Below are 18,162 nucleotides of genomic sequence, written 5' to 3' on the forward strand. Positions count from 1 at the left end.
TCGGCTTCGACCCTTTGAAAGCGCCGAATCCACCCGTAACCGCCCATGAACCTAACTGTTTGTAAGGGTCCAGAACCTATGAGCACCGAGCAAGAGACGACCTTCGACGAGCCGCGCCTCAACAGCACGGAAATCCGCATCCTGGGGTCGTTGATCGAGAAACAGGCCACCAGCCCGGAAACCTATCCGCTGACCCTCAATGCCCTGGTGATTGCCTGCAACCAGAAAACCAGCCGCGAACCGGTGATGAACCTCACCCAGGGCCAGGTCGGCCAGAGCCTGCGCGCCCTCGAGGGTCGCGGGTTCACCAAACTGGTGATGGGCAGCCGCGCCGACCGCTGGGAGCATAAGGTCGACAAGGCGCTGGAGCTGGTGCCGGCGCAGGTCATTCTGGCGGGACTGCTGTTCCTGCGCGGTCCGCAAACGGTCAATGAACTGCTGACCCGCAGCGGTCGCATGCATGAGTTCGAAGATACCGAACAGGTTGTGCATCAGCTGGAACGCTTGATTGCTCGCGGTCTGGCGCTGCTGATTCCGCGCCAGGCCGGCCAGCGTGAAGACCGTTACATGCACGCGCTGGGTGATCCGGCGGATATCGAAGTGATCCTCGCGGCGCGGCAGAACCCGGCGGAACGTGGTAGCGGCAGCGGCAGCGGCGTCTCCGTGGAGCGAATCGAAGAGCTTGAGGCACGGATCGCGGCACTGGAAGAGCGTCTGGCACGCCTCGAATAATCCAGTCCCCCAATCCAGATGTGGGAGCGACGGCGACGAAGCCCGTGGCATTGCCTTCGGCGTCGACCTTGAAGTCATCCATCACCACGTACTTTCCGGAGTCCGGATACTCGCAAATGTCCGGCGACTGTTGGGTGCTGACTGCCAGGTAGCGCAGCTCACCGTTGCTGGTGTTGATGATCTGATGCGCGGTCTCGGGACCGCCCGCCGGGCAAGCCACCACATCGCCCACACGGATCGGGAAGCGCTCGGCGCCAAGGCGTATCTCCCCTTCACCGGCCACGATGTAGAACATTTCCTCGTTGACCCGATGGCTATGAAACGGGCTGCCACGCATGCCCGGCTCCAGCGCATACAAGCGATAACCCAATGTCTGTGCGCCCAGTTGCTGGCCGATGCGCGCCAGTCGCTGCTGATAGCGGCCGGCGGTTTCGCCTTCGGGAGCAAAACCTGGAGGCAACGGTTCAAGTTCGACCTGATTCAGGTTGAGGATGGCGGGATGCATGAAAACCTCGGTCACGGGGGTGTTATTGGAGGGCAAGTCTTTGCTTGCTGGCGATGAGTATAAGCGGGGATTTTTGAACATCCGCAAGACCGCGTCGCGGCCATCGCGAGCAGGCTCGCTCCCACAGGGGGTCTGAATCCAGTGTGGGAGCGAGCCTGCTCGCGATGAGGCCAGCACTGCCGAAAAGATCAGCTCCGGGCAAACTCCACCGCTTTGTGGAACTGCTCATCCGTTGGCCGCACACCCGTGTACAACACGAACTGCTCCAACGCCTGGATCGCAATCACTTCCAGTCCCGTGATCACCCGCTTGCCCTCGGCACGACCACGCACGATCAACGGTGTTTCCGAAGGGATCGCCACCACATCGAAGACAGTCTCGGCTGCTGCGATGGTTTGCGCATCGAACGCCAGCTGATCCGCCTCGGGCCCGCCGGTCATGCCGATCGGTGTGACGTTGATCAACATTTGCGGGCGCCGGGCCCCCAGCTCAGCTTGCCATTCATAACCCAGCGATTCGGCCAGCGCGCGCCCGGCGCGCTCATTGCGGGCCACGATCAGGCCGTTTTTGTAGCCACCATCGCGCAAGGCGCTGGCCACCGCCTTGGCCATGCCGCCACTACCGCGCAGGGCAAAGGTCGAGTCCTTAGGCACCTGGTGGGTTTCAAGCAACTGAGCGATGGCGATGTAATCGGTGTTGTAGGCCTTGAGGTGACCGTCAGTGTTGACGATAGTGTTGATCGATTGAATAGCTGCAGCCGATGCATCCAGCTCATCGACCAGCGCGATACAGGCTTCCTTGAACGGCATCGACACGCCACAGCCACGAATGCCCAAGGCGCGAATGCCACCGACTGCGCCAGGCAGGTCCTGGCTGCGGAAAGCCTTGTAGTAGAAATTCAGGCCCAGCTGTTCGTACAGATGATTGTGAAATCGCAGGCCAAAGTTCCCGGGGCGCCCCGACAGGGACATGCACAGCTGGGTGTCTTTGTTGGGGTTCATCTGCATGAAAAATCTCCTTCGAATAGCACTTTCAGATGGACGGGATTAGCCATTCCATCGCGTTCTGATCGATCATATTGACGTGCCTGCCGCTGCATCGCACGATGGTAAAGAAGCCGGTACAGACCTTACACAAAATTTACCCAACGGCTGTGCTGATTTTCAGAAATACGCTGTCTTAGAAGTATCCCCGCGACAATCCTTGGGTCTATTGCAGACACAAGCGCCGGGTCGAAGAACCGAGGAATTATCATGATCCGTAAAATCCCCACAGTTGCCTTGCTGATTGGTGCCCTCGCTATCGCCGGGCAGGCAGAGGCTGGCGGCGGTCACGGCTGGCAAGGCCCGGCGGTGTTTGGTGCGATCGTCGGCTCAGCCATCGTCGGCTCGGCAATTATCAATAGCAATCGGCCGGTCTATGTCCAGCAACCGGTTTACGTTCAGCCACAGCCGGTTTACGTGCAACAACCGCCACCGGTTTATTACCAGCCGGCACCGGTCTATGTGCAACAACCGGTCTATTACGCCCCGCCACCGGTTTACTACGGTCCGCCCCGTGGTTACTACGGCCCACCCCGCGGCTACTACGGCCCTCCCCACGGTTATGGCCGCTGGTAACGGAATCATCAGGCCCCGCCCGACAGCGGGGCCTTTTTTGTGTCCGCTCGTCGGCGCAGGTCTGAATAAATCGCATCGAGGTCGCTGTCGGGACAGTCTTTGTGGTTCAAGTAGGCAAGATTGACTCGCCGCCCTTCCCCCGCTTTGGGGAAAACGGTCATATTTATGACATACCAGATCCTCAAGCTTGGATCTGTCCGCAATCAACAGGTTGATAACAACAAGGACGACCTCATGCCCACGCAAAACCCGCACCGCAATGTCGGCTTGTGCACTTCCAGCAAGGTGTACAACGCACTGACCGAACTCAAGCACCTGGAAGGCCATCGCAGCGCCAAGTTTCTCTCGCTGCTGGCGGAAAACCTGGTGCGTAAAGGCCTGCTCAACGAGCAGGAAGTGGTCCATATGCTTGATCTGGTGGTCGACTGACCGACAGGCGGTCGTTTGGGCCCACTGGCGTCAATGTCGACTATTGAAAGCGTTGATTGTTCGTCAAAGCGGCGGCCCCGTAAGGTAGCTCCATAGATTGATGGAGGTACTTATGTCCCAGGTTCAGATCATGTCCGTTATCGGCAGCGCCGTTCCCGCACCGCTTCGAGAGCTAGGATTGCTCGCCTGTTGGTATCTGGTGCAGGACGGCGAACCGATCAGCGGTCCGCTCACATCGCTGACCGCCGCCAAGGCCCTGTCGCAACGAATTGGCCAAAGCCAACTCAGCGCTTAAGGCAGCTGCACCCGCGGTTTGGTTTCGATGAAGATGGCCCAGCTCGACATGAACAGCGCAGCGATCAAAGGCCCGATGACAAAGCCGTTGAGGCCGAAGATAGCCAGACCGCCCAAGGTTGAGATGAGGATCAGGTAGTCCGGCATCTTCGTATCCTTGCCCACCAGAATCGGTCGCAGTACGTTGTCCACCAGGCCGATCACGAAAATCCCGAACAGCACCAGCACCACGCCCTGCCAGATCGCGCCGCCGATCAGGAAAAACGCGGCCACCGGCGCCCAGACAATCCCCGCCCCCACCGCTGGCAACAGCGATAAAAACGCCATCAATACCGCCCAGAGCAATGCGCTCGGGATGTCCAGAAACCAGAAAATCAAACCGCCCAGCGCGCCCTGCGTGATCGCCACCAGCAAGTTGCCCTTCACCGTGGCCCGCACCACGCGGTTGAACTTGAGCTGCAAACGGCGTTTCTGGTGTTCCTGCAACGGTACGGCAGAGCGGACTTTGCGTGCCAGTTCGGCGCCGTCTCGCAAAAAGAAGAACAGCAGGTAGAGCATGACGAAAAAGCTCACCAGGAAATCGAACGTGCCCTGGCCGAAACTGAAGGCCTGCGTGGCGAAGAACTCACTGCCCGTCACCGCACTCTTGATGATTTTTTCCCGTAGCCCGTTCAACTCGCCGATGCCGAACCGGTCGAGCAAGTGCTGGAAGTACGGCGGCAAGCTGTGTTTGAAATGGGTCAAATACCCCGCAATGTCCAGTTCGCCGCTTTCGATGCTCTTGTAGAGCGCGGCCCCCTCTTGAACCAGCAAGATGCTGAGGATGATCACCGGCAGGATCGCGATCACCAGGCAGATGCTCAAGGTCAGCAGCGACGTCAGGTTGCGCTGCCAGCCTAACTTCAATTGCAGTCGACGCTGCAGGGGAGCGAAGAGGATGCCGAGAATCACCGCCCAGAAGACGGCGCCGTAGAACGGCAGCAAAATCCAGATAAACGCAGCGGTCACCAGCCCCAGCAGGATCACCAGCGATTTGTCTTGTAGCGTCGTTTCTTCGTTCATGTCCGATCCATGTCAGTCCGCAGGGGCGCAGGCTCTTGTACTCAAGAGCCGTCCTGATGCTTAGTCCGCCACGGTTCGCGCGAGTGCCATCCGTTTGTTCATCAAGCATAGATCCAGATCAATGAATCCCGAGGGCAAGCCGCTTACGCTCGGCGGCTTTTGCGATCGACACTCCAATGACCCTTGCCACGCCTGAACTGCTCGCCCCCGCCGGCACCCTGAAAAACATGCGCTATGCCTTCGCCTACGGCGCCGATGCGGTGTACGCCGGCCAGCCGCGCTACAGCCTGCGGGTGCGCAACAACGAATTCGATCACGCCAACCTGGCCCTTGGCATTCGCGAGGCCCAGGCCCAGGGCAAGCGCTTCTACGTGGTGGTGAACATCGCGCCGCACAACGCCAAGCTCAAGACGTTCCTCAAGGATCTGGAGCCGGTGATTGCCATGGCGCCGGACGCGCTGATCATGTCCGATCCAGGCCTGATCATGCTGGCGCGCCGGCACTTCCCGCAGATGCCGATTCACTTGTCGGTGCAGGCCAACACCGTGAACTGGGCGAGTGTCGAGTTCTGGCAGCAACAGGGCTTGAGCCGGATCATTCTGTCGCGGGAACTGTCCCTGGAAGAAATCGCCGAAATTCGCCAGCAAGTTCCGGCCATGGAACTGGAGGTGTTCGTCCACGGCGCGTTGTGCATGGCCTACTCTGGCCGATGCCTGCTCTCGGGTTACATGAACAAGCGCGACGCCAATCAGGGCAGTTGCACCAACGCCTGTCGCTGGAAGTACTCGGCGCAGGAGGCCACAGAAAATCAGCTCGGCGAAATCGTCCAGACCTTCCAGCCCGAACCGACCCTGGGCATTGGTGCGCCGACCGATCAGGTGTTCCTGTTGCAGGAAGCCAATCGACCTGACGAACTGATGCCGGCCTTCGAGGATGAACACGGCACCTACATCATGAACGCCAAGGACCTGCGCGCCGTGCAACATGTCGAGCGCCTGACCCGGATGGGCGTACATTCATTGAAGATTGAAGGCCGGACCAAATCCCACTTCTACTGCGCGCGGACCACTCAGGTTTATCGCCGGGCGATCGACGATGCCGTGGCCGGGCGTGAGTTCGACCGCAATCTGATGACAGACCTGGAATCCCTCGCTCAACGCGGCTACACCGAAGGTTTTCTGCGCCGGCACGTGCATGACGAATACCAGAACTACCAGAACGGCAGTTCGGTGTCGGAGCGGCAACAGTTTGTCGGTGAGTTGACCGGCGAACGGCGTGATCGACTGGCCGAAGTCAAAGTGAAGAATCGATTTGGCCTGGGCGATCACATGGAGCTGATGACCCCCAAGGGCAACTTCCACTTTGATTTGCATCAGCTGCAAAACATCAAAGGCGAACCGATCAACGTGGCGCCGGGGGACGGGCACACGGTGTATGTGCCGATTCCGGATGCGGTGGAGTTGCAGTTTGGTCTGTTGATGCGCGATGTCAGCGTGAGCTAATCATCAAAAACACCCACATTCTGTGTGCGAGCCTGCTCGCGATGACGGACTTTCAGCCAACATCATTGTTGAATGTTGGACCGCTTTCGCGAGCAAGCTCGCTCCCACAGGTAACCCGTTACGCGAATTCCTCGCGCAACATCGCCACAAACGCCTCTCGCGCCGGGTGAACCCCGGCGTTCTCGTGCCAGTAAAACAGGTTGTCGATGGCGGTCAGTTCGGGGAACTCATACCCCGCGCAACCGGCACCTTTGGCGTATTGATCGAAGACCCCTTTGGGCACCAGCGCGACACCCGCCCCGGCGCTGACGCAACCGACAATCGCGCCGTAGCTGGCCAGGCTGACAATCGGCAACGCCTGCCCCTGCCGTAACAACCAATGCTCCAGCGCCGCCCGATAGGGACAGCCCTGTGGCCACATGAAAACGGTCTTGTCCTGCAAATCCGTGATATCGCGCACCGGCCCCAGGGACGTCGAGGCAATCAGCAGCAACTCCTCGCGATACATCGGCGTGCGCTTGAGCTGCGAGCGCTCGACATCCACCGCGACGATTGCGCCGTCGAGCCGGTGGTTGAGGGTGTCATCGAGCAATTGGCTCCAGGTGCCGGTGGTCAGTTCCAGCGCAACGGCGGGAAACCGCTTGTGGAATTTGGCCAGCAAGCGCGGCAAGCGCCCGGTGGCTGATGATTCGATAGCGCCAATGCGCAACGGGCCGCAGGGCTCGGCCGACGGGTCCACCGCGCGCTTGGCTTCAGCGGTCAGGGCGAGAATCTTCGAGGCGTACACCAGAAAGATCTGCCCCGACGGACTGATTCGCAGCCCTCGGCCCTCACGCAGAAACAGCGCGACACCGAGCTCCGCTTCCAGGGACTTGATCCGTGCCGTGATGTTCGACGGCACGCAATGCAGCAGCTCGGCCGCCCGAGCAATGCTGCCGACGTCGGCGACGGTCTTGAACATGCGAATCTGTGCCAGCTCCATACATCATCCAAAGTGAAGAGTTAATGCAGTATAAGTCAGTTGTGGCGAACGGTCAGGGTTCTGATACTCGGTGCATACGCTCACAGGTGCCCGACCATGCAACCGCTCACAACCACGTCCCGCTCTCCCGTCAAAATCATCCTGGCCATGGCGTTTGTCGTGGCTTGCTGGGGGTATTCCCCGACCGGCATTCACATCGGTTTGCAGGGTTATGACCCCGGACATCTGGCATTGCTGCGGTTTCTGCTGGCGTCGGTGTTCATGGCTGTTGTCGCGGTGTTCAGGGGCATCAGCCTGCCGAAAATGCGTGATGTGCCACTGCTGATCATCCTCGGTTTTTTTGCGGTGAGCCTGCATCACGTTGCGCTGAACTTTGGTCAGCAAGGCATCAGCGCAGGCGCGTCCAGTGTGTTGGCGCAATCGACGCCGCTGTTCAGCACGCTGCTGGCGCGTTTCGTACTCAAGGACCGCGTGAGCGTCTGGCGTTGGGGTTGTGTTTTTCTGGGGCTGCTCGGCGTAGTGATCGTGGTCGCCGGTGATCGCGGGATGGGCAGCATCGACGCCCACGGTTTGTTGATCCTGCTGGCGGCGGTGTCCTGGAGTTTTTACTTCGCGTTGCAGAAACACCACTCCGGGCGGTACGACGGACTGACGCTGGTTTGCTACACGGTGTGGTCGGGGACGGCATTGTTGCTGGTGTACCTGCCGGGGTTGGCGGCGAAGGTCGTGAGTGCACCGGTTCATGTGCAGTTGGCGGTGGTGGCGTTGGGCGTGTTTCCGAGTGCGCTCGCTTACCTGGCTTGGGCGTTTGTGCTGGCGCACATTGATCTGAGCCGGGCGACGATGACCCTGTATCTGGTGCCGCCGACGGCGATGGCGATGGCCTCGTTAGCGCTGGGGGAACGGCCGACTGTGATGATTGTTATGGGGGCGATGGTGGTGTTGGTCAGTGTGTTGGCGTTGAATCTGGAACGAAAGCAATCAGTTATCGCTAGTGCCTGAATCGTGTTCTGTTTTATAGCCGATCGACGCCTGAACCCCCACCTGGTTCAGGCGGAGATTCAATAACGGAAGATATTTATTTAAGCCCTCTCTCTACAATATGCAAGTTGATAAATGCGGGCTGAGCAGTAAAGCTGAGAGGTTTATAACTCCACTGATCTTGTATCATCGCCAGATAAGTGCCATCGCCTCGGCGATCGGTCTTGGGAACCGCGAGCATGAAGTTATAAAGCACGTCCAGATCATCGAAGGCGGTGAGACCTTCCATATTCTGCTGCACATACGAGCCATTGTGCGATTGAAGGTAAATGGTTTGTACATCGGACCGCATGTTCTCTAATGTAAGAACAGCTCCCTGAGTTGTTTTCAGCACGAAATGACCGGCTTTTTCGGAGACTGCAAGGAAGCCGTCTTGTTCTTGGGGCCTGATCCACTTCCCCCTGTGCTCTCCAGACAACACAGCGATGAGGTATCCTTCATTGAAGTAGTAAAAACCAAACTGCATTTGATCTGTTTTTTCAACCTGGGTACCCATCCGACCGGAACCGTCATTGGAACTGATCAATGTCACAGGATGCCTCCTGATGTTCATGCCTGCAATAAACGAAAGACTTTTATCAAACATACATAACTTCCTTGTATTAATTTAGTTATACGAAATAGACACAAATAAACATACCAAACATTACGCCAAACACCATATGGGTGACAGGCCATCAAGTGCGACTTTTTGTTTACGCTCATCGCTGCCATCTGGAAACTATCAACAAGTTACCCAAGAAGAAAGAAACTCTAAAAAAATCATATTTCAGCATTTATACTTACAGCAGAAGTATTGGATGCCATCTGATTGTTTTCAACAGTGCTCTTACCTTCAAAAAAAGCCCGACAAGCAGAACCTGTCACGCGTCCCGAACTCATTGATCCGGGCCACCGGCCGGCAGTGTTTATCGCCTGTCATCAGAGAGCGGTGTTGGCTGATCCGCCGGAGGAACATCTTCATCCGCCGCCGGATCCATCCAGTCTTCAGGTCGATCAGGCTCTGCGCCGGCCGGGTCGCGCGCAGGGTCCATGCCAGGTGGAGCATCGTGATCCATTGAGTCAGCCATGACGCACCTCATTGATGAGGTCCAGCAAATCTGGGCCGTACTCGTTGGAAGCAGGCGGGCAAGCGGCGTGCTATCGAGTAGACCAATGGTTAATCGCGATCCGCAAGAAACCGGTCCCGGCTGTTGCTCAGGTGCAACCACATCGCCGATCGCGATGCCGGTGGTCGTGGCCTGCAGACGTTCGACCTGCGCATCACCATTCACGCCGTCACCGGCCTGGAAGCCGCCCTGCTCGATTTGCTCGATTTGCTCGGCCAGCACCTGGACGTGCCGGTGACGGCTCTGCTCGGCGAAGGTCAACAGCGAGACGAAGTGAAGATGCTCGGTTATCTGTTTTACGTCGGTGATCGCAACGAAACCGATCTGGCCTACCGCAGTGAGCCGGACGCCGACAACGACTGGTTCCGCGTGCGCCACAAGAAAGCGATGACCGCCGATGCCGTGGTGCGCCTGGCGGTCGCCGCCCACGCGCGTTATGGCTTCAAGGATTTCAAACTCAAGGGCGGCGTGTTGAGTGGCGATGAGGAAATCCAGGCCGTCACCGCCCTGGCCGAACGCTTCCCCGACGCGCGCATCACCCTCGATCCGAATGGTGCGTGGTCGCTGAAAGAAGCGATTCGTTTGTGCCGGGATCAACATCACGTACTCGCTTACGCCGAAGACCCGTGCGGTGCGGAAAACGGTTACTCGGGTCGCGAAGTCATGGCTGAATTCCTCCGCGCCACGGGCCTGAAAACCGCGACCAACATGATCGCCACCGACTGGCGGGAAATGGGCCACGCGATCCAGTTGCAATCGGTGGACATTCCCCTGGCCGATCCACACTTCTGGACGATGCAGGGTTCGGTTCGGGTGGCGCAGATGTGCCACGAATGGGGCCTGACCTGGGGCTCGCATTCCAACAACCACTTCGATATTTCCCTGGCGATGCTCACCCACGTCGCGGCGGCTGCGCCGGGTGAGATCACCGCCATCGACACTCACTGGATCTGGCAGGACGGCCAGCGCCTGACCAAGGCCCCGCTGCAAATCGTCGGTGGCTGCGTGCAAGTGCCGAAGAAAGCGGAACTGGGTGTCGAGCTGGACATGGATCAATTGGCCAAGGCCCATGAGCTGTACAAAGGCATGGGGGTGGGCGCGCGGGATGACAGCGTGGCGATGCAGTTTCTGATTCCGGGCTGGACGTTCGATAACAAGCGGCCGTGCCTGGTGCGCTAACGATCTAAAACCCTGTGGGAGCGAGCCTGCTCGCGATAGCGGTCTATAAAGTCACATTGATGCAAGATGTACCGCCGTCTTCGCGAGCAGGCTCGCTCCCACAGGAGTGGCATTCACGCTAATTCGTCTGTGCCGCTTGCAGCAGCCAGCCCTTGAACGCCGTCATCGCCGACGTTTCGGGGCGCGACTGCAAGCGGGTCAGCCAGTAACTGCCCGTGGTGATACCAATCGCGAACGGTTGCTGGATTGCCCCCGCCGCCAGTTGCCGGGCAAACATCAGCGGCGGAGCCAGCGCAACACCCACGCCTTGCAACGCGGCCTCCATCATCGCCAGCGACGAGTCGAAGACGATGCTGCGGGTCGGCACGATATGGGCCGAAAGGCCGGTGGCCTGAAACCATTCCGGCCACTCGTCCGTGCGATAGGAACGCAGCAGCGTTTGCTGCAAAAGGTCCGTCGGTGTTTTCAGTTGCCGGGCAATCTCGGGAACGCAAAGCACCGACAATGGCGCCTCGATCAAGCGTACCGCTTCAATGCCGTGCCACGCCCCCGCACCAAACCGGATTGCGTAATCCAGTCCTTCAGCCGCCACGTCCACTCGATTGTTGTTGGTCGACAGGCGCAAATCTATGAACGGATGTTTCGCCTGAAAGTCCGCCAGCCGTGGCAACAACCAGCCCACCGCAAACGTTCCCACCGCGCCCACCGTCAGCACTTCGCGAAAGTGCCCGCCCTCGAAACGTTCCAGGGTTTCGGCGATTCGGTCAAAGGACTCGCGCAGCACCGGCAACAAGGTTTCCCCTTCACTGGTCAGCATCAGCCCGCGGGGCAAGCGTTTGAACAGCGTTACGTTAAGCTGGTTTTCAAGACTCTTGACCTGATGACTCACCGCTGCCTGCGTGACGCACAACTCCACGGCCGCCCGGGTAAAACTCAAGTGCCGCGCGGAGGCCTCGAAGGCGCGCAGTGCATTGAGCGGTAATTGAGGCCGGATCATGCCCACTCCCAAATTTTTCTAATGGCTCGTCCGAAATATCGTCGGTTGTCGAACGTAGGCAGACTGCATAGATTTGGCTCGCCCATCAGCGGCCCGTTTTAAAAACCGCTCGGAGTGTAGCGGGTTTAACCATCAAAACTCATGGACAGTGACTCAATCATGCACAACTTAAAACTCAGAAAGGTCTTATCCTACAGCGCCTTCGGACTTTTCCTGGGCGCAGGTTACTGCGTTGCCGGGAATCAGAATGACGAGCAGGTCGAAGCGGTGATTAAAGCCGCCGTTGTGCCGGTCATGCAGCAACAGAACATTCCGGGCATCGCGGTCGCGGTCACCCTCAACGGCAAGCAGCATTACTTTAACTACGGCGTGGCCTCGAAAGAAAACGGCACAGCCGTCACCGAAGACACCCTGTTCGAGATCGGTTCGGTGAGCAAAACCTTCACCGCCACCCTCGCCGCCTACGCCCAGGCGACAGGCAAACTGTCCCTGTCCGACAAGGCCAGCCGTGTGCTGCCGGAACTGCGTGGCAGCGCGTTCGATAACATCAGCGTGTTGCAACTGGGCACCTACAGCGCTGGCGGCCTGCCGCTGCAATTCCCCGGCGATGCCGATGCGCCGGACAAGATGCTGGGCTATTTCAAACAGTGGAAACCGACTTACGCCGCAGGCACCCATCGGCAGTATTCGAACCCGAGCCTGGGGCTGTTCGGTTACCTGGCGGCCAACAGCATCGGCGCGCCGTTTGATGACGTGATGGAAAAGACCCTGCTGCCGAAACTCGGGCTCAAGCACACCTACCTCAAGGTGCCGCAGGATCAGATGGGGCTTTATGCTCAGGGTTACAACAAGGAAGACAAACCGGTACGGGTTGGACCGGGCGCACTGGATTCGGAGGCGTATGGCGTAAAAACCAGCGCCTCGGACCTGATTCGCTATGTTGAAGCGAACATCAAACCGACGGCGCTGGAACGGCCGTTGCAGCAAGCAATCGCCACCACTCACACCGGTTACTACAAGGTCGGCGACATGACCCAAGGCTTGGGCTGGGAGTTCTACAACTACCCGATCACCCTCGATAAATTACTCGCGGGCAACTCGACGCAAATGGCCATGGAAGCTCACAAAGTCCACTGGCTGAACCCGCCGCAACCTCAACCGGAAAACGTGCTGATCAACAAAACCGGCTCAACGGGCGGCTTCGGTGCTTACGTGGCGTATGTGCCGTCGAAAGACATCGGCATCGTGATTCTGGCCAACAAAAACTATCCGAATGCTGAGCGGGTCAAGATTGCTCATACGATATTGAGTGCATTAACCGAATAATTTTGTGGCGAGGGAGCAAGCGCCCTCGCCACAAAGGGGTTTGCGCGGATTCAATCGTCCGGCATTTCAGGCGGTTTGGCGGGCTTCGCCGGTTTGCCCGGTTTGGCCCCCTTGGCCGGAGCGACTTCAGCCGCCGGTGGTGGCGTCGGTACCGTGGCTTCTTTTTCGGTCGCCGGCAGTTGATCGATGGTGCTGAAAATTTCTTTCAGCTCGATCGGCCCCGACTGGTCAAGTTTCTTTTCCCCGTCCTTGCCCACCAGGATGACTTTGCTCTTCGCGCCGGCCCCCAGTTTGAGCGAGCGAATCAATGCCGCCGTGTCTTGTGGCCCCAGGTCTTTGCCTTCGCGCTGGCCCATCAAGTTGAGTACGGTGTACAGGACCATGTTTCGCTCGGTGAACGCCTGGCGGTTGGCGGGCTCATCCAGCGACTTTTTCAGGTTGACCCACGTGGGATCGACCGTGCTTGGAGCGATGACAATCAACGGCCGGGACCTGCCCTTGTCCATATCCAGAGGTGAGTCGCCATCGGCGGCGAACAAGGGGCCGGCGAACGCCAGCAGGGTAGTCAGGGTCAATGACCTGATGAGCATGCGCATCTCCTTTTGATATCCACGCTCTAATGATTGCGCATCGCGGCGTTCGTTCCGGGTGACGCACCGCAATTGTGTTTCGCCTTGCCCCAAGCTTAGGTCAGGGCGGTCATTGCGCAACAGGCTGAGCTAATCTCATGACTCAATACACACCTGAACCGCCGTGAGGATCACGCCATGAGCGCTCAGTTGAACCACACCATCGTCTGGTGCCGCGACAAGCACATCTCGGCGAATTATCTCGTCGACATTCTGGGGCTGCCCGCCCCTGAACCCTTCGGGCCGATGCTGATCGTCAAGCTCGACAACGGCGTGTCGCTGGACTACTACGACAACGACCCGCCGATTGCCTCGCAGCACTATGCGTTTTTGATCGGCGACGACGATTTCGACAACGCCTTTGCGCGCCTGCAGGCACGCGGGCTGCCGTGGTGGGCCGATCCGGGCAAGCAGCGGCCGAAGCAGATCAATGACCATGCGGGTGGACGGCGGGTTTATTTCGATGATCCGGATGGGCATCTGCTGGAAATATTCACCCGCGAATGAGGGTCGCGTGAGGTTGAATCAGAACGCCAGTTTGTACCCGATCAGCACCAGCATCGTCGCCAGGCACGGACGCAACACCTCATCGGAAATACGCCCGGTCAAGTGGCTGCCCAGGTAAATGCCCGGCAGCGAACCGACCAGCAAGTAGCCCAGCACCTGCCAATCCATGTTGCCCATGCTCGCGTGGCCAAGGCCGGCGACCAGGGTCAGCGGTACGGCATGCGCGATCTCCGTGCCGACGAGGCGGCGGGTCGGCAGCAGCGGATACAGAATGAACAGCGCCACGGTGCCCAGGGCGCCAGCACCGATGGACGTCAGGGCAACCATGGTGCCCAGGACCAGCCCGGTGATGACGGTCAGCCCGTTCAAGCGTTTTCCGCTCGGGTTGTAGTGGCCGCCCGCGCGTTTGTGGGCAAAATCGAGCAAGCGCTTCTTGAAGAAAATCGCCAGCGCCGTGGCAAACAGTACGAAGCCCAAGGCCTGTTTGATGACGGCGTTCATGGCATCGGGGGACGTTTGCAAACGGCTGAGGAACCACAGCGTCAGCGCCACCGCCGGCACACTGCCGAGGGTCAGCCAGCCGGTAATCGCCCAGTCGATATTCTTGTTTTTGCGATGAACCAGCACGCCACTGGATTTGGTGATGGCCGCGTACAGCAGATCGGTGCCGACCGCCGTCGCAGGGTTGATGCCGAACCACAACAAAATGGGAGTCATCAACGAACCGCCCCCCACGCCCGTCATGCCGACAATGAAGCCGACAACCAGCCCGGCCACGATCAACCCGAAGTTCACTAAATCCATTAAGACGTCCACAAAGACCGCAGGGAAAAACTGGCCCGCAGCATAGCGATTTTTCTTATAACCACTTATATCGATACGATCTATCGTTATGCCGCACCGCCCTCATTGTGGGAGCGAGCCTGCTCGCGATAGCGATCTGTCAGTCACTGCAAAGGTGTCGGTCCTGCCGTCATCGCGAGCAGGCTCGCTCCCACAGGGGGAAGGTCATTGCACGGGCAGGAAATTGAGGAACAGCAGGCTCTGCGCGTAGTTCAAACCGATCCGCCGGTAACGCTCATCCAGCATCTGCGTCAGCAAGTCCAGACGCGCGACGATCTTGCCAAACTCCACGGCAAAACTCAGGTTGCTGCCCTCCTCCGAGATTTCATTGGAGAACAGTAGTGGCTCGCCGTTCTTGTTTTGCCGCTGGCTCAGGATCCACGTGGCCTTCTCGATGTTGCGCGCCGCGTTGCTGACGAACACCGGATTGATCGCATCGGTCATGTAGAACTCGAGACGATTGCCGTGGGCGGTGACCAGCATGCTGCCGATGGCGTAGATGAAGGCACCGACGCGGTCACCGAGAAACTCCGGGCTCATGGCGTAACTCAGCGCCGCCAGGTCTTTTTTGCCACCCAGGGTCGGCAGCGGCTGCTGCTGTTCGATGGCCATGCGCACTTGCTTTGCAGCGGCGCGGGCGTCGAGGAAACCGGATTTTTTCAGCTCCTGCGGGTTGCGCAGGTAGAGCTTGCTCATCAGCAGGTAGAGGCTGTCGAGGTTGTCGCGCATCGACAGGGTCGCCATGCGGTCGACGCTGGTCTGCAGGAATTCCTGGGGCCTGCCTTCGCGGAACTGGCTGATGATGTCGCTGCCCTGCTGCTGGCTGCACCCCGTGACGAAGAGCATCGACAAGCAGGCCATCAGCAGGCTGCTACGGCGGATGTGCGTCGTGATGAGGGGTAAAACTCGAGCCATGGGTTCTTGGACTTGGACATGGGCCTGTGGTGGGGATCGCCGCAGGCTGGCCAAGGATAGAGCCATGAAAACTGAAAAAGTGCAGTGCCGACGGTCCGCAACCACAGGTTAGCGAAAACACGACGATCTAATTAGTCATACTTTATAATTGCAACTCCGCCCAAACCAGCTATAAATCCTGCCTTGATCGAATTAATTTTCAATCATTAGTATGACTAATTTTCAAATAACAACAAAAAGGAAGGTCAACCATGCTTAAATCCCGACACCCACTCTGCGGCCTTGGACTGTCCCTGATGATCGCCACCCTCTCCGCCCAGGCCGCCGGCCTGTCCAGCGAACACAAACCCTTTGGCAAAACCATCGACGGCACGCCGGTCGAGCAATACGTTTTGCGCAACAGCCATGGCCTGCAAGCCACAGTCATCACCTACGGCGGGATTTTGCAGTCGCTGAAAGTGCCGGACAAAAACGGCCAGTTCGAGGATGTGGTACTCGGCTTCGATGACGTGCAGGGCTATCAGCGCGGCATAGCGTACTTTGGCGCGACCATCGGGCGCTTCGGCAATCGCCTGGCCAACGGCGCCTTCGAACTGGACGGCAAGCGCTATCAGGTGCCGCTCAATGACGGCACCCATTCGCTGCACGGCGGCCCGCAGGGTTTTGACAAACGGGTGTGGAAGGCCGAACCGAGCAACGGCAAGGACTCCGTGGGCGTGACCCTGACGTACCTGTCGGCGGACGGTGAAATGGGCTTTCCCGGCAACCTGAAAACCGAAGTCACCTACAGCCTCAACGACAACAACGAGCTGCGCATCGAGTACAGGGCTTCCACCGATAAACCCACGGTGCTGAACCTGACTAACCACAGCTATTTCAACCTGGCCGGCGCGGGCAACGGTGACGTGTTGAAACAGGTCGCCACGTTGCACGCCAGCCACTACACGCCCGTCACCGGCAAGTTGATCCCGACCGGTGAGCTGGCCCCGGTCGCCGGTACCCCAATGGACTTCACGCAGCCGACCGCCATCGGCAAAAACATCCAGGCCAATCATCCTCAGCTGAAATTCGCTGAACCGAAACACGGCGGCTTTGACTTCAACTGGGCACTCGATGCCAAGGGCGATGTGAGCCAACTCGCCGCCGATGTCAGCGATCCGCAATCCGGCCGCCGGTTGCAGCTCTACACCACCGAACCCGGCGTGCAGTTCTACACCAGCAACTTCCTCGACGGTTCGGTCAGGGGCAAGGCCGGCAAGGTCTATCCACATTGGGGCGCGTTCACCCTGGAAACCCAGCATTACCCGGACTCGCCGAACCAGCCGGATTTCCCCTCGACGCGACTGGACCCAGGCAAGACATATACTCAGAGCACTGTGCTGAAGTTCTCCGTACGGTAAAGATGCCGACACCGCGTAGTCCCGTAGCAGCTGCCGAGCCTGCGAGGCTGCGTCCGACTGCGAAACAGTCGTAAAATCAAACACTGAGGTGTTTCAGGCAGCCCCCCCGTGCACCGAATTTGCGAGGACTTCGTCCTCGAACGCAGCCTCGCAGGCTCGGCAGCTGCTACAAGTGATGGAACCACCGGGTTATTCTGCTGCCAACCGGAGTATCCATTGAATGACAAAAAGGAGGTTTTCATGCGGACCCTCGAACTGGCCGGCGTCAACGTACCCGTCATCGGCCAGGGCACTTGGCAGATGGGCGAAGACCCTTCCCGACGCACAAAAGAAGTCGCGGCGTTGCGCCTGGGTATCGAGTTGGGCATGACTCTGATCGACACCGCTGAAATGTACGCCGAGGGCGGTGCGGAAGAAGTGGTGGGTAAAGCCATCGCCGGCCTGCGCGACAACGTCTTTCTCGTCAGCAAGGTCTACCCGCACAACGCCAGCCGCAAAGGCATCCCACAGGCGTGCGAACGCAGCCTGCGGCGCTTGAATACCGATTACATCGATTTGTACCTGCTGCACTGGCGCGGCCAGTCCCCCCTGGAAGAAACGGTCGAGGCCTTCGAGCGTCTGCGTGAAGAAGGCAAGATCGGTCGTTGGGGGGTGTCCAATTTCGACGTCGACGACCTGGAGGAATTGAACGCGCCGGCCTGCGCCACCAATCAGGTGCTCTACAACCTGGAGGAGCGCGGCATAGAATTTGATTTACTGCCGTGGAGCCAACAGCAACACCAGCCAATAATGGCGTACTGTCCGATTGGTCAGGGCGGAAAATTGCTGGAGCATCCGACGCTCAAACAGGTGGCTGCCCGTCACGCGGTGACACCGGCTCAGGTGGCGCTGGCATGGATTCTGCGTCAGCCAGGCGTGATCGCCATCCCCAAAGCGGTCAAACCTGAACATGTGCAACTGAATGCACAAGCCGCCCACGTGCGGCTCGAAGCTGGGGATCTGGAGGCGCTGGACCACGCGTTTCACGCGCCACAACGCAAGCAGCGGTTGGCCATGGTCTGAGCCATCGCGGTTTTGTCAGAGGGCTTCTG

At 58.9% G+C, this 18,162-nt stretch carries 19 protein-coding genes and 2 pseudogenes; 11 read left to right on the forward strand and 10 right to left on the reverse strand.

What is annotated here, in order from left to right; translation table 11 throughout:
• Nucleotides 1–78: 78 nt before the first annotated feature.
• The gene (locus ACYZUD_RS13155; RefSeq protein ID WP_462024384.1) at nt 79–732 is read left to right on the forward strand and encodes a YceH family protein; all 654 of its coding nucleotides are present in this window, start codon (nt 79–81) and stop codon (nt 730–732) included.
• Between the two features lies 1 nt (nt 733).
• Here ACYZUD_RS13155 and ACYZUD_RS13160 read toward each other — a convergent pair.
• Together ACYZUD_RS13160 and ACYZUD_RS13165 are read right to left on the reverse strand one after the other, a co-directional pair.
• Nucleotides 734–1,237 (reverse strand): annotated as a pseudogene (locus ACYZUD_RS13160) (cupin domain-containing protein); the annotation flags it as partial.
• Between the two features lie 188 nt (nt 1,238–1,425).
• Entirely contained in the window at nt 1,426–2,244 is an 819-nt protein-coding gene (locus ACYZUD_RS13165) for a shikimate 5-dehydrogenase (RefSeq protein WP_462024385.1), read from the reverse strand.
• Between the two features lie 246 nt (nt 2,245–2,490).
• Here ACYZUD_RS13165 and ACYZUD_RS13170 point away from each other — a divergent pair, with 246 nt between their 5' ends.
• The 3 genes from ACYZUD_RS13170 (at nt 2,491) to ACYZUD_RS13180 (ending at nt 3,580) form a co-directional block, all read left to right on the forward strand.
• Entirely contained in the window at nt 2,491–2,856 is a 366-nt protein-coding gene (locus tag ACYZUD_RS13170; protein WP_462024386.1) for a hypothetical protein, read from the forward strand.
• Nucleotides 2,857–3,090: 234 nt separating this feature from the next.
• A complete protein-coding gene (locus tag ACYZUD_RS13175) occupies nt 3,091–3,285 on the forward strand; it encodes a hypothetical protein (RefSeq protein ID WP_123409983.1) in 195 nt (64 codons plus the stop codon).
• A gap of 112 nt (nt 3,286–3,397) precedes the next feature.
• On the forward strand, nt 3,398–3,580 hold the full coding sequence (locus ACYZUD_RS13180; protein WP_462024387.1) for a hypothetical protein: 183 nt from the start codon (nt 3,398–3,400) through the stop codon (nt 3,578–3,580).
• Here the strand turns inward: ACYZUD_RS13180 and ACYZUD_RS13185 are convergent.
• Complete coding sequence (locus tag ACYZUD_RS13185; protein WP_462024388.1) at nt 3,577–4,641, reverse strand: AI-2E family transporter; 1,065 nt, start codon at nt 4,639–4,641, stop codon at nt 3,577–3,579. The genes ACYZUD_RS13180 and ACYZUD_RS13185 overlap by 4 nt on opposite strands.
• Before the next feature lie 176 nt (nt 4,642–4,817).
• Between ACYZUD_RS13185 and trhP the strand changes: the two genes are divergently transcribed.
• Entirely contained in the window at nt 4,818–6,143 is a 1,326-nt protein-coding gene (gene trhP, locus ACYZUD_RS13190; protein WP_462024389.1) for a prephenate-dependent tRNA uridine(34) hydroxylase TrhP, read from the forward strand.
• Nucleotides 6,144–6,261: 118 nt separating this feature from the next.
• On the opposite strand, the gene ACYZUD_RS13195 is transcribed toward trhP, so the two are convergent.
• Nucleotides 6,262–7,125 (reverse strand): LysR substrate-binding domain-containing protein, encoded by an 864-nt coding sequence (locus ACYZUD_RS13195; RefSeq protein ID WP_462024390.1) that lies wholly within the window; start codon nt 7,123–7,125, stop codon nt 6,262–6,264.
• Nucleotides 7,126–7,221: 96 nt separating this feature from the next.
• On the opposite strand from ACYZUD_RS13195, the gene ACYZUD_RS13200 reads away from it, so the two are divergent.
• Nucleotides 7,222–8,127 (forward strand): DMT family transporter, encoded by a 906-nt coding sequence (locus ACYZUD_RS13200; protein ID WP_462024391.1) that lies wholly within the window; start codon nt 7,222–7,224, stop codon nt 8,125–8,127.
• 76 nt (nt 8,128–8,203) lie between these two features.
• On the opposite strand, the gene ACYZUD_RS13205 is transcribed toward ACYZUD_RS13200, so the two are convergent.
• A complete protein-coding gene (locus ACYZUD_RS13205) occupies nt 8,204–8,752 on the reverse strand; it encodes a hypothetical protein (protein ID WP_462024392.1) in 549 nt (182 codons plus the stop codon).
• Between the two features lie 249 nt (nt 8,753–9,001).
• The gene (locus ACYZUD_RS13210) at nt 9,002–9,214 is read right to left on the reverse strand and encodes a hypothetical protein (RefSeq protein WP_462025216.1); all 213 of its coding nucleotides are present in this window, start codon (nt 9,212–9,214) and stop codon (nt 9,002–9,004) included.
• A 166-nt stretch (nt 9,215–9,380) separates the two neighbouring features.
• On the opposite strand from ACYZUD_RS13210, the pseudogene ACYZUD_RS13215 reads away from it, so the two are divergent.
• Nucleotides 9,381–10,454: pseudogene (locus ACYZUD_RS13215) on the forward strand (enolase C-terminal domain-like protein); the annotation flags it as partial.
• A 118-nt stretch (nt 10,455–10,572) separates the two neighbouring features.
• Here the strand turns inward: ACYZUD_RS13215 and ACYZUD_RS13220 are convergent.
• Nucleotides 10,573–11,451: a LysR family transcriptional regulator gene (locus ACYZUD_RS13220; protein ID WP_462024393.1), complete on the reverse strand. Its 879-nt coding sequence runs from the start codon at nt 11,449–11,451 to the stop codon at nt 10,573–10,575.
• A gap of 159 nt (nt 11,452–11,610) precedes the next feature.
• On the opposite strand from ACYZUD_RS13220, the gene ampC reads away from it, so the two are divergent.
• The gene (ampC, locus tag ACYZUD_RS13225) at nt 11,611–12,777 is read left to right on the forward strand and encodes a class C beta-lactamase (RefSeq protein ID WP_462024394.1); all 1,167 of its coding nucleotides are present in this window, start codon (nt 11,611–11,613) and stop codon (nt 12,775–12,777) included.
• A gap of 50 nt (nt 12,778–12,827) precedes the next feature.
• Here the strand turns inward: ampC and ACYZUD_RS13230 are convergent, their stop codons facing one another.
• Entirely contained in the window at nt 12,828–13,367 is a 540-nt protein-coding gene (locus tag ACYZUD_RS13230; protein ID WP_462024395.1) for a DUF4174 domain-containing protein, read from the reverse strand.
• 177 nt (nt 13,368–13,544) lie between these two features.
• On the opposite strand from ACYZUD_RS13230, the gene ACYZUD_RS13235 reads away from it, so the two are divergent.
• The gene (locus tag ACYZUD_RS13235) at nt 13,545–13,913 is read left to right on the forward strand and encodes a VOC family protein (RefSeq protein WP_462024396.1); all 369 of its coding nucleotides are present in this window, start codon (nt 13,545–13,547) and stop codon (nt 13,911–13,913) included.
• Nucleotides 13,914–13,931: 18 nt separating this feature from the next.
• Here ACYZUD_RS13235 and ACYZUD_RS13240 read toward each other — a convergent pair whose 3' ends face one another.
• Both ACYZUD_RS13240 and ACYZUD_RS13245 read right to left on the reverse strand, forming a co-directional pair.
• Complete coding sequence (locus ACYZUD_RS13240; protein WP_462024397.1) at nt 13,932–14,717, reverse strand: sulfite exporter TauE/SafE family protein; 786 nt, start codon at nt 14,715–14,717, stop codon at nt 13,932–13,934.
• A 204-nt stretch (nt 14,718–14,921) separates the two neighbouring features.
• On the reverse strand, nt 14,922–15,671 hold the full coding sequence (locus ACYZUD_RS13245; RefSeq protein ID WP_462024398.1) for a hypothetical protein: 750 nt from the start codon (nt 15,669–15,671) through the stop codon (nt 14,922–14,924).
• 251 nt (nt 15,672–15,922) lie between these two features.
• On the opposite strand from ACYZUD_RS13245, the gene ACYZUD_RS13250 reads away from it, so the two are divergent.
• On the forward strand, nt 15,923–17,071 hold the full coding sequence (locus tag ACYZUD_RS13250) for an aldose epimerase family protein (RefSeq protein ID WP_462024399.1): 1,149 nt from the start codon (nt 15,923–15,925) through the stop codon (nt 17,069–17,071).
• 240 nt (nt 17,072–17,311) lie between these two features.
• On the forward strand, nt 17,312–18,133 hold the full coding sequence (locus ACYZUD_RS13255) for an aldo/keto reductase (RefSeq protein WP_462024400.1): 822 nt from the start codon (nt 17,312–17,314) through the stop codon (nt 18,131–18,133).
• The last annotated feature ends 29 nt before the right edge of the window (nt 18,134–18,162 follow it).

This window comes from Pseudomonas sp. XS1P51 (assembly GCF_054897845.1).

What these genes read in the sequence shown, in the direction of transcription:
- ACYZUD_RS13245 (WP_462024398.1), bottom strand. Translation starts at nt 15,671, where the DNA reads ATGGCTCGAGTTTTACCCCTCATCACGACGCACATCCGCCGTAGCAGC.
- ampC (WP_462024394.1), top strand. Translation starts at nt 11,611, where the DNA reads ATGCACAACTTAAAACTCAGAAAGGTCTTATCCTACAGCGCCTTCGGA.
- ACYZUD_RS13250 (WP_462024399.1), top strand. Translation starts at nt 15,923, where the DNA reads ATGCTTAAATCCCGACACCCACTCTGCGGCCTTGGACTGTCCCTGATG.
- ACYZUD_RS13220 (WP_462024393.1), bottom strand. Translation starts at nt 11,451, where the DNA reads ATGATCCGGCCTCAATTACCGCTCAATGCACTGCGCGCCTTCGAGGCC.
- ACYZUD_RS13175 (WP_123409983.1), top strand. Translation starts at nt 3,091, where the DNA reads ATGCCCACGCAAAACCCGCACCGCAATGTCGGCTTGTGCACTTCCAGC.
- ACYZUD_RS13235 (WP_462024396.1), top strand. Translation starts at nt 13,545, where the DNA reads ATGAGCGCTCAGTTGAACCACACCATCGTCTGGTGCCGCGACAAGCAC.
- ACYZUD_RS13180 (WP_462024387.1), top strand. Translation starts at nt 3,398, where the DNA reads ATGTCCCAGGTTCAGATCATGTCCGTTATCGGCAGCGCCGTTCCCGCA.
- ACYZUD_RS13170 (WP_462024386.1), top strand. Translation starts at nt 2,491, where the DNA reads ATGATCCGTAAAATCCCCACAGTTGCCTTGCTGATTGGTGCCCTCGCT.
- ACYZUD_RS13200 (WP_462024391.1), top strand. Translation starts at nt 7,222, where the DNA reads ATGCAACCGCTCACAACCACGTCCCGCTCTCCCGTCAAAATCATCCTG.
- ACYZUD_RS13205 (WP_462024392.1), bottom strand. Translation starts at nt 8,752, where the DNA reads ATGTTTGATAAAAGTCTTTCGTTTATTGCAGGCATGAACATCAGGAGG.
- trhP (WP_462024389.1), top strand. Translation starts at nt 4,818, where the DNA reads ATGACCCTTGCCACGCCTGAACTGCTCGCCCCCGCCGGCACCCTGAAA.
- ACYZUD_RS13210 (WP_462025216.1), bottom strand. Translation starts at nt 9,214, where the DNA reads ATGCTCCACCTGGCATGGACCCTGCGCGCGACCCGGCCGGCGCAGAGC.
- ACYZUD_RS13255 (WP_462024400.1), top strand. Translation starts at nt 17,312, where the DNA reads ATGCGGACCCTCGAACTGGCCGGCGTCAACGTACCCGTCATCGGCCAG.
- ACYZUD_RS13155 (WP_462024384.1), top strand. Translation starts at nt 79, where the DNA reads ATGAGCACCGAGCAAGAGACGACCTTCGACGAGCCGCGCCTCAACAGC.
- ACYZUD_RS13185 (WP_462024388.1), bottom strand. Translation starts at nt 4,641, where the DNA reads ATGAACGAAGAAACGACGCTACAAGACAAATCGCTGGTGATCCTGCTG.
- ACYZUD_RS13165 (WP_462024385.1), bottom strand. Translation starts at nt 2,244, where the DNA reads ATGCAGATGAACCCCAACAAAGACACCCAGCTGTGCATGTCCCTGTCG.
- ACYZUD_RS13230 (WP_462024395.1), bottom strand. Translation starts at nt 13,367, where the DNA reads ATGCTCATCAGGTCATTGACCCTGACTACCCTGCTGGCGTTCGCCGGC.
- ACYZUD_RS13195 (WP_462024390.1), bottom strand. Translation starts at nt 7,125, where the DNA reads ATGGAGCTGGCACAGATTCGCATGTTCAAGACCGTCGCCGACGTCGGC.
- ACYZUD_RS13240 (WP_462024397.1), bottom strand. Translation starts at nt 14,717, where the DNA reads ATGGATTTAGTGAACTTCGGGTTGATCGTGGCCGGGCTGGTTGTCGGC.